Annotated in this window: 12 protein-coding genes; 3 read left to right on the plus strand and 9 right to left on the minus strand. The window is 68.8% G+C overall.

Translation table 11 applies throughout. The features are described from left to right. Positions 1-17: 17 nt before the first annotated feature. Both JGS39_RS04835 and JGS39_RS04840 read right to left on the minus strand, forming a co-directional pair. The gene (locus JGS39_RS04835; protein WP_219567458.1) at positions 18-998 is read right to left on the minus strand and encodes an NADPH:quinone reductase; all 981 of its coding nucleotides are present in this window, start codon (positions 996-998) and stop codon (positions 18-20) included. Continuing rightward, positions 998-1570, minus strand: a complete 573-nt coding sequence (locus JGS39_RS04840) for a PadR family transcriptional regulator (RefSeq protein ID WP_219567459.1) — start codon at positions 1568-1570, stop codon at positions 998-1000. The genes JGS39_RS04835 and JGS39_RS04840 overlap by 1 nt, the downstream gene beginning before the upstream one ends. A gap of 138 nt (positions 1571-1708) precedes the next feature. Between JGS39_RS04840 and JGS39_RS04845 the strand changes: the two genes are divergently transcribed. After that, positions 1709-3040 (plus strand): MFS transporter, encoded by a 1332-nt coding sequence (locus JGS39_RS04845; protein WP_219567460.1) that lies wholly within the window; start codon positions 1709-1711, stop codon positions 3038-3040. Positions 3041-3570: 530 nt separating this feature from the next. On the opposite strand, the gene JGS39_RS04850 is transcribed toward JGS39_RS04845, so the two are convergent. From JGS39_RS04850 to JGS39_RS04875, 6 genes are all read right to left on the minus strand, one after another. After that, positions 3571-6219, minus strand: coding sequence for a tryptophanase (locus JGS39_RS04850; RefSeq protein ID WP_219567461.1), 2649 nt, complete (start codon positions 6217-6219; stop codon positions 3571-3573). A 352-nt stretch (positions 6220-6571) separates the two neighbouring features. After that, complete coding sequence (locus JGS39_RS04855; protein ID WP_219567462.1) at positions 6572-7918, minus strand: cytochrome P450; 1347 nt, start codon at positions 7916-7918, stop codon at positions 6572-6574. Then, complete coding sequence (locus JGS39_RS04860; protein WP_219567463.1) at positions 7915-8520, minus strand: GTP-binding protein; 606 nt, start codon at positions 8518-8520, stop codon at positions 7915-7917. The genes JGS39_RS04855 and JGS39_RS04860 overlap by 4 nt, the downstream gene beginning before the upstream one ends. After that, positions 8495-8884, minus strand: a complete 390-nt coding sequence (locus tag JGS39_RS04865) for a DUF742 domain-containing protein (protein ID WP_219567464.1) — start codon at positions 8882-8884, stop codon at positions 8495-8497. Before JGS39_RS04865 ends, JGS39_RS04860 begins: the two co-directional genes overlap by 26 nt. Beyond that, positions 8881-9279, minus strand: coding sequence for a roadblock/LC7 domain-containing protein (locus JGS39_RS04870; RefSeq protein WP_219567465.1), 399 nt, complete (start codon positions 9277-9279; stop codon positions 8881-8883). The genes JGS39_RS04865 and JGS39_RS04870 overlap by 4 nt, the downstream gene beginning before the upstream one ends. Then, complete coding sequence (locus JGS39_RS04875) at positions 9276-10475, minus strand: ATP-binding protein (protein ID WP_236062858.1); 1200 nt, start codon at positions 10473-10475, stop codon at positions 9276-9278. The genes JGS39_RS04870 and JGS39_RS04875 overlap by 4 nt, the downstream gene beginning before the upstream one ends. A 1260-nt stretch (positions 10476-11735) precedes the next feature. Between JGS39_RS04875 and JGS39_RS04880 the strand changes: the two genes are divergently transcribed. Together JGS39_RS04880 and JGS39_RS04885 are read left to right on the plus strand one after the other, a co-directional pair. After that, positions 11736-12209, plus strand: a complete 474-nt coding sequence (locus tag JGS39_RS04880) for a MarR family winged helix-turn-helix transcriptional regulator (protein ID WP_219567466.1) — start codon at positions 11736-11738, stop codon at positions 12207-12209. Positions 12210-12413: 204 nt separating this feature from the next. Further along, on the plus strand, positions 12414-14006 hold the full coding sequence (locus JGS39_RS04885; RefSeq protein WP_219567467.1) for an MFS transporter: 1593 nt from the start codon (positions 12414-12416) through the stop codon (positions 14004-14006). A gap of 275 nt (positions 14007-14281) precedes the next feature. On the opposite strand, the gene JGS39_RS04890 is transcribed toward JGS39_RS04885, so the two are convergent. Next, the gene (locus JGS39_RS04890; RefSeq protein WP_219567468.1) at positions 14282-14875 is read right to left on the minus strand and encodes a fibronectin type III-like domain-contianing protein; all 594 of its coding nucleotides are present in this window, start codon (positions 14873-14875) and stop codon (positions 14282-14284) included. Positions 14876-14888 lie beyond the last annotated feature (13 nt).

Genomic DNA, 14888 nt, shown 5'->3' on the forward strand with positions numbered 1-14888 from the left:
CTCGCCGCCGGCGGGCGTCAGTCGGGGACGTGGACCAGTACCCGCCCCCGGCCTCCGGCGTCGACCCGGTCGTGGGCGTCGGCGATCATCTGCAACGGGTATCGGTCACCGACGTCGACGGTGAGCGCGCCCACCGCTGCGGCCGAGGTCAAGTCCCGGGCGGCCTGCCGCTTCGCCCCGGCCGGGAAATCGTCACTGCCCAGGAGCCGCAGGGTGACGTTGTTGAACAGCATCGGCCAGAACGGGATCCCGGTGCGGTCGGTCCGGGTGGCGTAGGCCGCCACGACCGCGCCGACCGCGGTCACCGCGTTGTCGAGATCGGCGTTGTCGGACAGGGAGACCTCGATGACGCGGTCGACGCCCTGAGGCGCGTACGAGCGGATCGCTCCGGCCGGGTCGTCGGTGTCCAGGGCGACCGCGTGAGAGACGACGGCCGGGTCGACGAGGCCCAGGTCGGCCGTGCGGCGGACCGTGGCCAGGACGGTGGCACCGGCCCAGTGGGCGAGCTGCGCGGCCATGGAACCGACGCCGCCGAGCACCCCGTGCACCAGGACCAGACTGCCGTCGACCGGCCCGTCGGCGAACACCGCCCGGTGCGCGGTGATCCCAGGGATGCCCAGCCCCGCGCCGACCTCGTCACCGACATGATCCGGAAGGCGGACGGCCAGGTCCGCCGGGACCACGGTGTACTGCGCGGCCGTCCCGAACGGACGGTAGGACTGGGCCCCGTAGACCCACACCCGCTCCCCGACACGGCGCGCGTCGACCCCGGCGCCGGTCATGTCGATCACACCGGCCGCATCACTGTGCGGTACCACCCTTGGGTACGGCATCGACGAGCCGAGCCAGCCGAGCCGCTTCTTGGTGTCCCCCGGGTTGACGCCCGACACCCGCACACGCACCCGCACCTCGCCGGCGCCGGGCCGCGGATCGGGCAGTTCACCGACCCGCAGGACATCCCCCGCCGCACCCTGTTCGTCGTACCACGACGCGATCATCACGACCTCCCTGCCGGCGGCTGTTCTTCGAGTGTGGAGCGGACCACACCACTCGGCGCGTCGTCGCCCAGGACCTCCCGCAGCCAAGTCCTTTCCGCGCGGCTGGTGGCTCTGGCCGTGAGCATCATGCCCCGACGGTAGGGATCCTCGACTTCCGCCGCCCGCAACGGGCGGTCACCCGCGTAGAAGAAGCTCGCCGGCTGTTCCAGGAACTCCAGACGCCGGCGCAGGACCGCGTGCTGGTCGGCGACGGACGGCAGCCGGGAGAGGAACGCGAGAATCGTCAGGAAGCGCGTGAAATCGGTGATCTCGTGGTCGGCGGGTTCCCGCAGCCGGTCCAGCATCTCCGCGTGCCCGGCCTCGGTCAGGCTCAGTACGTAGCGGGCCGGGCCGGCACCCGGTGCGGGGCTCCGCTCCAGCAGCCCCGCCTTGGAAAGCCGGTTGATCGCCGGGTAGAGGCTGCCGTCGCTGACCGGCCGGGAGAACCCGGTGAGACGTGCGACGCGGCTCCGCAGTTCATGTCCGGGCAGGGGGCCTTCCGCCAGAAAACCCAGGATCGCTAGTTCAAGCATGCCCACAGTCTCGCACGTGAACATCGAAACGATGCATACATCGTTTCGATGTTAGCTTGGATGGCCGCCTCCCCTCCCGAGGCTCCGCCGCCCCCCTTCCCGGGAACCGGCCCTTCACCTTTCGAGAGAAGACCCCGCATGTCCCCCGTCTCCGGAATCCTCACGACCCCGCCGGCCGGCACACCCGTAGGCGTGGCGCCGCTGCCACGGTCATCGATGGCCGTTGCGGCCTTCTCGACCGTGGTCGAGTGGTACGACTTCACGCTCTACCTGTTCATGACCGCCGTGATGTCCCGGGTCTTCTTCGGGACGGGCCCCTCCTCCGTTATCACCACGCTCGCCGTGTTCGCGCTGGCCTACGTGATGCGGCCGCTCGGCGCCCTGGCCTTCGCCCACCTGGGCGACCGCTTCGGACGGCGCCGGGTCCTGCTCGCCTCGATGACCTGGATGACCGCGGCGATGACGGCCACTGCCGCCCTGCCCACCCGCGACCAGATCGGCCCGGCGGCCGGAGCACTGCTGCTGCTCCTGCGCTGCGTGATGGGCTTCTCCGTGGGCGGCGAATACGCAGGCGTCATGACCTACCTGGTGGAAGGAGCACCGCCCGCCCACCGCGGCCTGGTGGGCTCCCTTGCCTCCGCCGCGAGCGAGATCGGCGCCCTGCTCGCCGTCGGCGCGGCCGCCGTCACCACAGCGTCGATGAGCCGGCCCGCGCTCGACACCTGGGGCTGGCGCATCCCGTTCCTCCTCGGCGCACTGCTCGCCGCCGGCACCCTGGCCGCACGCGCGACGATGCGCGAGTCCCCTGCCTTCGAACAACTACGACAGACCGGCTCCGCATCCCCCAGCCCGCTGCGCCGGACCCTGCGGCACCACCGCCCGGCCCTCTACCGGACGTTCACCATCTCCGCCCTGGGCTCCATCACGTACTACGTCGGCATTACCTACGTCCCGACCTACCTCTCCACGACCGGTGGTTTCAGTGAAGGAGACGCCCTGTGGCTGTCGACCATCGCCTCGGCCGCGGTCATCACCATCACGCCCCTGGCCGGCATGCTGGCCGACCGCGTCGGACGACGCCCCGCTCTCCTGCTTTTCGGCGGCCTCGCCCTCACCCTGCCGGTCGCGATGTTCGCCCTCATGGACGACGCCCACCACGCCCGGGCCCTGACCGGTGCCGTCGTCCTCGCTCTCGTCGCGGGAGGAGTGAGCGCTGTCGGCGCTTCCGCCACACCCGAACAGTTCCCGGTGACCGGACGGCTCAGCGGACTGGCAGTGGGCACCGTGGCCACCACCGTCTTCGGAGGGCTCACCCCCCACCTGTCACAGACCCTGATAGACGCCACCGGCTGGAGTCTGGTACCCGGAGCCATGGTTACCCTCGTCGCACTCACCGCCCTCCCCGTCCTGTGGTACCTCCCCGAGACAGCACCCCACCAGCAAACCGAGCGGGCACTACACCACCCCTGACGCCTCCCCCTCAACTCGTCACGAAGGCCCGGAAACTACCACGGACGATCACGCTGATCATCTGGGCTTCGGGCCGACGGCACTTACCGCGGGAACCTGGCGAACGCGCCAGGCGATGCCGAACGCATGGCGCCGTGCCTGTCTCAACGATGCCGCTACACGTCACTCAATCCAGTCCACACAGGTCAGCGGCTCCTGGACGAATAGGGCCTGTCTCCCTGATGAGTTGAGTGGGCCGGGCGGGTAGGTCCGGCGGACGGCTCCGTCTGCCGGTGGCCCGCACGGAAAGACGTCCTGCTGAGGCTGAACCCGTGGCCCCAGGGTTTTCCCACGTTCGGGTGGCAGCGCCCACGCAAAACGCTCGACTGGGAAACCCCAGCCGAGCGCCTCGCTAAGCTACTTGACCTGGCCAGTTGACCAGCAGTGTTGCAACGACCCCTCGAATTCGCCCACCGGGGTGGGGCCTTCCCGTGGCCGCCGCACTGTCACTGGACCGGTACAGCCGAAAGATCTGCACTGCTACAGGATTTTCATGGCTGGGCTCGCGTCGTAACGAACGAAGAGTGCTGATCAGTCGCCGGACTCACGGGCTCCAGTTTGATGCTGAAGTGTCGGAGGATCGGGGACTGGCCCGTAACCCGGTAGCCACGGACCGATTCAGGATTCTTCGCGATATCTGCCAGGGTGGCGGCAACGTGGTCGTAGTGGCTGCGGGTGTAGACCCGTCGGGGGAGAGCCAGCCGTACAAGTTCGTAGGGCGCCGTCTTGACAGGGTTGCCGTGCTCGTCCTCTTCACCGAGGTACAGCGACCCCAGCTCCGCCGAGCGGATGCCTCCGCGCAGGTAGAGCTCGCAGACGAGTGCGGTGCCGGGGTACTGGTGCGGGGGGATGTGGGGCAGGAGGCGCCCGGCGTTGACGTAGAGGGCGTGCAGACCGGCGGGTTCCACGATGTCGACGCCGGCCTCGCGGATACGTGCGGCGAGATAGGCGGCTATGTCGGCACGCTCGGCGAGGTAGGCCGGCTCGGTCACTTCGAGGAGGCCGCGGGCCATCATGTCGAGGTCACGTCCGGACAGACCGCCGTAGGTGGTGAATCCTTCGGTGGCGATGAGCAGACCCCCGCACCGCTCGGCGAGTTCGGCGTCCTTCAGGCCGATGAAGCCGCCGATGTGGACGATCCCGTCCTTCTTCGCGCTCATGACGCAGCCGTCGGCGAGGCGGAAGGCTTCCTCGGCGACCTGGCGCGGGGTGCGGTCGGCGTAGCCGGGTTCGCGCTGGGTCACCAGCCAGGCGTTCTCCGCGAACCGGGCCGCGTCGAGGATCATCGGCACGTTGTGACGGCGGCACAGTTCGGCGGTGCGGTGCAGGTTGTCCATGCTGACCGGCTGGCCCCCGCCACCGTTGTTGGTGATGGTCATCAGCACGGCCCCAACGGGCGTCCGGTCCGCATTCTCCAGGGCCTGTTCGAGGGCGATCAGGTCGATGTTGCCCTTGAACGGAAAGTCGCTGTCGAGGTCCTTCGCCTCGGCGCAGGGCAGGTCGTACGCCGTGCAGCCAGTCAGTTCGACGTTGGCGCGGGTGGTGTCGAAGTGCGTGTTGGACAGCACACTCGTGCCAGGCCGCAACAGCGAGGAGAAGAGGATGCGCTCGGCCGCGCGGCCTTGGTGGGCCGGCAGGATGTGGGGGTAGCCGGTGAGCTCGGAGACGACCTCGTGCCACCGGTAGAAGGAGCGGCTGCCGGCGTACGACTCGTCGCCCTGCATTCCTGCGGCGAGCTGGTCTGCGGAGATGGCACCGGTCCCGGAGTCGCTCAACAGGTCGATGGTGACTTCGTCGGCCCGCAGATCGAAGGGGTTGTAGGCGACCCGCTTCAGCGCGGCCTCGCGCTCCTCCCGGGTGGTGAAAGCAAGAGGTTCTACGACCTTGATGCGGTAGGGCTCCACGTGACTTCCTTCTGTGCGGTGTGCGGTGTGCGGGCTGACGTGGCCGACGGCCTGGTGCCCGAGGTCCAGGACGCTCCGGGTGAGTTGCGCAGGCATCCAGGTGCCCCGCGGGTACTGCTCCTGCGGCGGCCGGACGCGGTGGGCCTCGGAACTCAGGTAGGCGGTGAGCCGGGGCGGCCGGTTGCGCTCGTACACCAGGGCCAGGTAGGCGATCAGCCCCACGCCGTCGGCGAGGTTTCGCTGTGTAAGCGCTCCCAGACTTCGGTTCAGGACGGTGGGGTCCATGCCGGCCCGGGTCAGCAGGGCTGTGGCGCGGGCGAGGGCCTCTTCGTCATCGCGCACGTAGTCGCGAACGGGAATGTGGAGCGTGAAGCCGCTCGGGTTGCTGTCGCCTTCGGTGAAGGAGTGGCAGGTGAGCACCGGCCGCCGCACCAGTCGCAGGGTGTCGTTTCCGCCGCGCTCGGACGGCGCGAGGGAGCCCGCGGCCGCGTGGAAGAAGTAGCGGATGTCGGCCGCTGCGGCTCCGGAGGCACGGCTGAGCGCGCAGGCGTCATCGGCTGACATCCGCGGGTGTCTCACGTAGACCTTGACGCGGGGGGACGTCCAGGCGCCCAGGTCCAGAGCGAGGAACGGGTAGCCGGCCGCCGGGGGCAGTTGCTCGAAGGCCTGGCCGTAGCCGAGCCGCCGCAGAGCCTCCTGCACGGTGCGGGCCGCGCCTTCCGGGCCGGAGGCGGAGGGGTTCAGGTAGACCTTGACCCCTGGGACCCCTCCGGCGCGCAGATCGAGCGCGTACCACAGGGCCAGGGGGCCCTGGGCTGCAGCGGGGAAGAACAGGTCGGCGAGGGCGTCGAGTCGGTCGGTGGCGAAGCCCCAGCGGGCGCCCATCGCGCGGATGACCGCAAGCCCGGCGCGGCCGCTGTCAGCCATGTCGCTGTGGACCCACCCGGGCTCCACGAGCACTCGCAGGGCCGGGGCGGCGTCCGGAGAGCTGGCGAGGGAGAACTCGACGGGGCTGTGGTCATCGGAGAGGAAGGTGGGCGAGGCCGGCGGCAGGGACAGCGGCCGGTGGGCGGCGCCTGCGAGGGAGGCGATCAGGACCTGACCGTACAGCTCGGTGTCCGCCTCGCTCAGGCCCACCGTGGCGCCCAGGCGCCGCAGTTGACCGAGTACGTGGTCGCCGAGCGTCGTCTCACCGGGGCTGGTTGCCGGTATGCCGGGGCCCGGGCGGGAGGTCATCGTATGCCTCGCACGTCGTGGCGCGTAACGCGTCTGGACGGTACGGGAGTACGGGGACGCGCTCCGCCGACAAGGGAGGAGACGAGGGCCGATCCGCTGCCGGGAGCAGCGGGTATTCGGTCCTGCGGCTGGTCGGGGTCGCCGCCCCCGCACAGGTTCCGTCTGCTGGGGGTGGTGCGCCGTGGGCCCGGTCGGGCGCTCGCGGATGGTGGCGCGGAGATGCTTGCGAGGTCCACTGCCTCTCCTTCATCTTGTGTCACTCCAGACACTCCGCGCCGTCCTACCCAGGAAGTTGATCTTTCATGCAGGCTACGTCAACTGCCTGTGTCACATGCATCACAGGGGGTGTGGGCTACTGGCCCGTCAGCCACTTCATGAAGCCGCTCCAGCGCCCCGCTTTGCCGTTGGGCTGCGGCGCCGCCGGCGCGGGTGCGGCCGCGACGGGGGGTGCCTGGTAGCGGGGCACGGCCGTCGGCTGCGGAGCGGCCGCGGCGCGCGGGGTGACTGCGCTGAACCGGACGGGCAGGGAGGCCAGGGCCCGGTTGAAGGGGCCGGGCCGCCAGGCGAGGCTGTCCGCGGGGACGGCGAGTTCAACGTCGGGCAGGGCGTTGAACAGCGTCTCCAGGCCCGTCAGGGCGATCAGCCTGGCCGGCTCCTTCGACGGGCAGGCGTGCGGGCCCGCGCTCCAGGCGAGGTGACCGCGGGTGTCGGCACCGCGGTCCGCGAGCGCCGTGTTGGCGGCGCCGAAGGACACCAGCACCAGGTCACCGGCGCGCACCTTGTCGCCGGCCACGTCCGCGTCGACCACCGGGTAATGGGGCGCATAGTTGGACATCGGCGCATTGCGCCACAGAGTGTCGTCCACAGCCTTGTCGAACTGTCCCAGGCGCGCGAACTCCTCGTTGGTCAGCATCGTGTAGAAGGCGTTGCCGATCAGGTTGCCCTCCGGCTCGCCGCCCGCACCGAGGAGCAGCACCAGCGTGTGCGCCAGTTCCTCGTCGTTCAGCTGCGCCGGATGCTGCATCAGGTAGGACGTGATGTCCTCCCCGGGCTGGGCGCGCTTGAGCGCCACCAGCTCGCTGACCGCTCCGAGCAGGACCTGGCTGGCCGCCTCGGCGTTGGCTCCGTCGAACATGCCGGAGATGCCGAACAGCACCCGGTCACCGATCTCTGCCGGGCAGCCGAACAGCTCGTTGAACACGTACAGCGGGAGCTGCTGGGCGTAGTCGCGGAGCAGGTCGGCGCTGCCGCGGGCGCTGAACTGGTTGATCAAGAACTGGGCCGCCTGGCTGACGATCCGGCTCAGCCGCTTGTTGCTGACGCGGGCGAAGGAGTCGGTGATGGCCTGCCGCAGCCGCACATGCTCGGCGCCGTCGGTGAACATCGCGTTCGGCCGGTAGGCCAGCAGCGGCAGGACCGGGCTGTCGGGGCGGACGCAGCCCTCAGCCAGTGCACGCCAGCGGCGTGAGTCCTTGCGAAAGGTCGTCGAATCCTGCAGCAGTTCCAGAGCCGCGTTGTAATCGGTCACCAGCGTCGCCTCCACGCCGGGGGCGATGGTGACCGGAGCAGTGGGGCCGAGCTCGCGCATGTAGCGGTAGTACGCGTGCGGATTGGCAGCGAACTCCGCGCTGTCCAGGGGTATGCGCTGCCCGCTGCCGTGTGCGGGGCAGCCGGGCGGAGGTACAGAGGGGGTTGTCATGTGTGCTCCAGGTCGGCGCGCTCGTGCAGATAGCGGACCAAGGTGATCAGGGCGTCGACGGACGACTTCTCGTCGCGTGCGTCGATGGTGACGACGGGGGTGTCGGGCAGCAGGTCGAGTGCCTCCCGGACTTCCTCCGGGGTGTGGACCGTACTGCCGTCGAAGTGATTGATGGCCACGGCGAAATCGAGGCCGTAGCTCTCGACCAGATCCATGACGTCGAAGGAGTCGGCGAGGCGCTCGGGGTCCACCAGGACCAGGGCGCCCAGCGCTCCGCGGGCCGTGTCGTCCCACAGACTCACGAAGCGCTGCTGTCCGGGGGAGCCGAACAGATACAGAACGATGCGCTCGCTCAGCGTCAGCCGGCCGAAGTCCAGGGCGACGGTGGTGGTGGTCTTCCCCTGAACCCCTTTGAGGTCGTCGACGCGCTCCGAGAGCGTTGTCATCCGCTCCTCGGTGGACAACGGCGTGATCTCGGAGAGTGAGCTGATCAGGGTGGTCTTGCCGACGGCGAAGTGTCCGACGACCAGGATTTTCACTGCAGTCTGCTGTGCGCCGCTGGGCACGTAGGCATCCTCAGACAGAGAGAGCCTTGAGGCCATCGAGCACCTCCTTAAGCAAGGCCTTGTTGGTGGGACGGGCCGAGGGCACCGGCGCCCGGGTCACGAGATAGCCCCCCTCGGCGAGGGAACTGAGCAGCGCCTTGACCACCCCGAGCGGCAGCTGGGAGTGCGCGGCGATCTCAGCGACCGAGAGGTAGCCACTGGAGCACATCTCCAGGATCTGTTCCTCTTCGGGCGAGAGCCGTTGGGGGCGCTGCTGCTCGTCGGTGGCTGTCGTAACGAGAGTGATGAGGGCGAACTCGCTCTCATCGGGCAGGTCACGGCCACGGGTGATGACGTAGGGACGGACTAATTCTCCGGCCTCGGACACGAACTCGGGCTCGGGACGGCCGGGTTCCGTCATGAGGTGACCGTGTCGCCGCGAAGGCCGGTCGACATCGCCTTGCCCAACCGGCTGACCAGCTGCTGCATCCGGTACGTGATGTCCTGCATGTCGACCTCGGCCGACGCCGCCACGGCGAGGTAGCTGCCGCCGCCCGCAGCGTTCAGGAACACCCAGCCCCCGTCGAACTCGATGAGGGTCTGGCGCCAGTTCGCTCCGTGCTCACCGCAGAAGAAGCTGACGGCCCGGCTGAGCGACTGCAGGCCGGAGACGGCGGCGGCCACCTTGTCGGCATCGCCCCTGTCGAACTCCGCAGTACGGGACATCTGGAGGCCGTCGGCAGAAATCAGGACCGCGTGGAGAGCATGCGGAATCTGCAGCGCGTCCTCAAGCATCCAGGACAGGTCGTCGCTCACGGGGCATCGAATCCTTCGTGTGAATCGGCAGTGGTATCGCCTTCGGCGGCCGGTACCCCCGCACCTCGGCCGCTGAGAGTGCCGCGCTGAAACGCGCCCATGGCCGCCACCCGTGCCTCTGCTGACCGGGCCGGCGGCGCTTCATCAGATCTGCGGCCGCCATCCGGCACGAGCGCCATACCGCGCTTGTTCCGTCGCCGGGGCAGCCCGCCCTCTGTCGCCGCAGGAGCCGAAGCGCGGCTCTCGGCAGCGGCATTGACTTCTTGCGTGGTAGTGGGCGTCTTGGGCTCGGGCATCTCGGTCAACAACTCCTTCGGCACCATCACCACCGCGCGGACGCCGCCGTAGGGAGAGGTGCTGTCGATGGCGACCGTGAACCCGAACCGCGCACACAGGGCACCGACCACCGCGAAACCGAACGCGGGAGGGTTGCCGAGCTCCGAAACGCTCACCGCAGACCCGCTGGACAGCAGAGCGGTGGCGTTCGTCCGTTCTTCCTCGCTCATGCCGACACCGGCGTCGTCGATCACGATGCAGATGCCCCGGGGCACCGTCCGCACCTCGACCTCGACCATGGTGGACGGCTCGGAATAGCTGGTCGCGTTGTCGAGCAGCTCGGCCACCGTCAGCGCGATCGGTTCGACGGCACGGCTGGTCACCGCGAAATCGACCCGTGAGGCGATCTCGATGCGCTCGTAGTGCCGGATACGGCCCTGCGCTCCGCGGATCACGTCATAGACCGATGCAGCCTCCCGCTGCCGGCCGAGCCACCCGCCGCACAGCACAGCAATGGACTGCGCACGCCGGTTGAATTGCGAGTTCATGTGGTCGATGTCCAGCATGTCCCGCAACACGGCCGAGTCGCCGTACTTCTTCTGCAGCCCGGAGATGGCCCGCTGCTGCTCCGCGGCGAGGCCTTGAAGGGTCCGCATGGCCGACTTCAGTACGGTGTTTGTGGCCTCCTCCGCCTCTTCCTTGGCCTGGCGGACCACCTCGTCGTAGCCGCTGCGCAGCTCGGTGACGGTGGACTCGAGGCCGACGGCCCTGCCCTGCGATGCGGTCAGCTCACCCTGAAGGCCCTGCTTTTGACGACGTAGCGCCTTGATCGTTTTTCGCTGGCGAGTGATTACCGTGGCGGCGACAGCGACGCCGACGGCAAGCGCCCAGACTGTCGGATCCTGCCAAAAATTCGTCATGTGACTCTCTATTGAGCGGCTGGATTCCAGCTCTCGAAATCTGTCCAAGCGGACCCTCGGCTGTGGGCAGACGTCACCGCCCGGAGAGCCCCCTGGCTGTAGCCATGCCAAGGTGAATGCTCACATGGCATGTGCACGCGAGCGTATCACCGGACGATCATGAGACTCCGTCAAGTCCGCCACGCCGTTGTCCCGTTGGCCAAAAACGCATGTTCATGTCAGTGAGGAAGGTGTGCCTGCAGGGTGGAGGCCCAGTGGCGGAGCGCGCAGCATGCCGCTCAGTAGTGTGGCACCTGGGTTCTTGCAGCTCTGCGCCGCATCTCGCCTCGTAGCGGGCTGACGCAGCGATACAGAGCAGGGCGAGTGCCATCCGGCCAGCAAGCGTTCCAGGGCGCAAGATGGCCGATTCGAGAGCGGGCTACTGACAGCGACGCGAGCTGCGACTCAGGGCATGTGACCGCAGTCTCACGGTCTGGGCTTCCTTGCCGCCGGCAGCATGTCCAGAACGCGGCGACGCGAACGACGGAGGCGGCCCAGCCCGTATTCAGGTGCGCCCGTACTGGAAGGACCTGCGGGAAGCGCCCCATGAAGACCGCGTCGCCCCGTGATCGCTGACCCGCCCGACTGCGATCTGCACGGACGCCCAGCCTGGTCGCTACGGATATCGACCGCACCAGTCAGCAACCCGCCGACGCCGGCTATGCATGCAGGTTCTATGCGTCCGGCCCGACCGGCAGCCCAGGCGAAGTCCAGGTGCGATGCTCTTGGCACCCAGGCGAAGTCCAGGTGCGATGCTCTTGCCACCCGGGCAGGAGACTGGCTCAGTACAGGGCAGACCACGACGACTGCGAGGCCCGGCGACGCCGCTTCCGACACCTGTCCAGGAACCTCTTGCAGGTGCCCGGACGCTGATCCTCATGCTGGCCGAACCGGAGATCCATCGTGATGAGCCCCCGCTGACAAAGGCCGGCGGGGGTTCATCACGTCTCACGCGAGGGGGCGTTTCCTCTCACACGCGTCTCACCAACAGCGCCGACGCGCCTGGACAGAACGAGCTGACCTGGCCATTCCTAGCCGCCCGTGACCACCCCGGACCCCACAAGACACGATCTACCACCTGTGCCATGCAGCACCGAGGGAGGTGCCCATAACGAGGACCGGGGCGTCCGGCGGAAGCTGCCTCACTGCCGCGAAGGTCTCCCGTGACCGAAGGCTTAGATATTTTGACATAGCTATGTCTGCATACCTAGAATCGTAGTCATGCCCCGCCCCACCAGGTTCGTCCAGGACGTCGACCACGTAGCCGCCGAGCTCGTGTCGTGCCTGCCCGCGCTGGCCCGGGCCGTGGAGCGGCAGATCGGTCCGCACGTCGAGCACCCCAAGCCGTCCGAGGCGCAGATCGCCCTGCTCCGTCACGTCGAGGCCAACGACGGAGCGACGGTGCGCAGGGCGGCCGAAGCCCTGCTGATGAAGCCGAACAACGTGAGCGCGCTGGTGACCCAGCTGACCGAGCAGGGCCTGCTGGAGCGCCGGCCGGACCCTGCCGACAAGCGCATCGCGCACCTGCACCTCACCTCGACCTCGCGGCAGCAGCTCACCGAGGTCCAGAACCTGATGAGCGGCCTGGTCGCCGGGGCGCTCCAGACCATGACCGAAGGTGAACTGGACGCTCTCGGCTCGGCACTGGGCGCGCTGCACGCGCTCAACGACCGCCTGCATCCCCTCAGTCACTGACACGCGCAGCCTCTCCGGGCTGTCGCGCCCGTAGCCGCACGCGTCGCACGGGCCTTTTCCGCGTGCGACGGGATGACACCTCTCCTCCACCGCGTCCGGCCTTCCCCAGGCCCCGGATGCCGCTTCGTCATGCGCGGACTCCTGGCCCCGCCCACGCACGACACCCGACGCACACCCCATATCTCACGAAGGACAGACACCTTCATGCCCTCCGACGTCCTGAACTCCCCGGCTCCGCCTGCGCGTCCGGTCCATGAGGACCAGCCGCGCGGCCGCCGCGCGAACCCGTGGCTGACACTCGTCGCCGTCGCCTTCGGTCTCTTCATGGTCGGCCTCGACGGCTCGGTCGTCTCGATCGCCAACCCGGAGATCGGCCGGGACCTCAACGCCTCCACGGCCGACCTCCAGTGGGTCACCAACAGCTACCTGCTCGCCCTCGCCGCCGCACTGATCCTCGGCGGCAAGCTCGGCGACCGTTTCGGCCGCCGCACCTTCTATCTCGTAGGAGTCGCGGGATTCACCGTCGCCTCCGTGGCCATCGGCCTCTCCGGATCCATCGAAGGAGTCATCGCGTTCCGCGCGCTCCAGGGCTTCTTCGGCGCACTGCTGATGCCCAACACCCTGGGCATGCTCAGGGCGGTCTTCCCACCGAAGAAGTTCGGCATGGCGGTCGGCATCTGGGCCATGGTGTCCAGCGTCTCCACCGCTCTCGGTCCGATCGTGGGCGGCCTGCTCGTCGAGCACGTCAACTGGGAGTCCGTCTTCTACATCAACGCGCCCATCGGCGTCATCGCGCTCGTCTTCAGCATCATCGTGCTGCCGCAGAGCAGGAACACCAGCGCCGCAGATGAGAAGTTCGACATCCCGGGCGTCGTCCTGCTGGCGCTCGGCCTTCTCGCGGTTGTCTTCGGCGTCGTCAAGGGCGAGACCTGGGGCTGGACTTCGGCCGGCACGCTGGGCACCATCATCGCCGGCGTACTGATCCTGCTGCTGTTCGGCCGGTACGAGACACGAATCGCGCACCCCCTGCTGCCCATGCGTCTGTTCCGGAACCCGGCGCTGACCATCGGCACCGTCATCACCGCGCTGAACTTCTTCGTCCTGCTCGGCATGATCTTCTTCGTGATGCTGTACCTGCAGAACGTGCGGGGCTTCACTCCTGTCCAGGCCGGTATCCGCACCCTGCCGCTGAGCCTCGCTTCGGTCGTGGCCTCCCCCCTGGGCGCCGCGCTCACCCAGAAGTTCGGCCCCCGGCTCACGATGCCGCTGGGTATGGCGCTCCAGGCCGCCGCCTGCTTCGCCATGCTCGGGTGGGGTGCGGACTCCTCCTACACCGCGATGTGGCCCCCCTTCATCGCGCTCGGCCTGGGCGTCGGCATGGTGATGGCGTCGTCCTCCGACGCGATCGTCGGGAACGCACCCGTCAAGGACGGCGGAGTCGCCGGCGGCCTCCAGGCGACGGCGCTGCAGATAGGCGGCGCGCTGGGCACGTCCGTCCTGATCTCCCTGATCAGCAGCCGCGTCGGCTCGACCCTGACCGGCGAGCTGACCTCGTCCGGGGTGCCCGCCGATGCGGCCCACGGGCTGAGCGAGGCGAAGGACGCCGTGGCAATGGGCGTCGCACCGGTCTCCGACGGGATGCCGGCACAGCTCAGGTCCGCGGTCGTCGAGGGAAGCCACCACGCCTTCATGAACGGCGTACACACCGCCGTGCTCGTCTCGGGCCTGCTGTGCCTGCTGGGTGCCCTGCTCGCCGTGGTCGGTGTACGGCGCAGCCCCGAGGCGACCGGTCACTGAGAGGCAGGACCGAGCAGCCCGGCCGGGTGACGCAGTAGGGAGACACGCCTCCTCGCACCCGGCCGGGCCCGCCCCCGGGCGCCGTCTCGAGCCGCGCATCGGCGACGGTTCTGCCATCACGCTCTTCGAGCTTCCGGGGCGGCTGCCGATGTATCCGGCGTCGCGCTGCCCTTCCGGTCGTCACGCTCAGGGCTTCGGTCTGCTGTCGACCACAACCGGCAGCAGACCGAGGGCCGAAATGCGGCTCACGTGGAATCCGACGAGCTCAAGGGGCCTCAGCTGATGGTGACAACCCGCTGTACAGCCGGGCTTCGCGAGGACCGGCCGGCGTGGACTGTGTAGGAGCCGGGGGTGAGTTTCCAGACGCCGGCAGTCCACACCGACAGGTCGCGGGCAGAAACGCTGAAGGTGATCCGAGTGCTGGCACCGGGAGCGAGCGTGACCTTGCGAAAGCCGATCAGTCGCCGTGGCTCGGCCTGGGCGCCGGCAGGCAGCCCCGTGTAGAGCTGCACGACTTCGGTACCTGCGCGGGAACCTGAGTTGGTGAGGGTGACGGCGGCAGTGAGCGTCTTGGTCGCTGTGTTGTAGGACGTTTCCAGGGAGCCGAGGTTGAAGGTGGTGCAGGAGAGGCCATGGCCGAAAGGGAACAGCGGGCTCTGGTTCTTCGCGTCGTAGTAGCGGTAGCCGACCAGGTGCCCCTCGCAGTATGCGCCGGCTATGAGGCGCTGGTGGCGGCCCCGGTACAGCTTCGGCGTACCGGGGCCGTCGCGTACCGCGAGGGGAACGGTCGGCCTGCCCGGCCGGGGCAGGGCAGACAGACCACTTCCGTGTCCGTCCCGAAAGCCCCCGATCGGCGCTGCGGTGCGCAACGGGAGTGCGGCC

It is taken from the genome of Streptomyces poriferorum (genome assembly GCF_019399235.1).
Taxonomy (GTDB): domain Bacteria; phylum Actinomycetota; class Actinomycetes; order Streptomycetales; family Streptomycetaceae; genus Streptomyces; species Streptomyces poriferorum.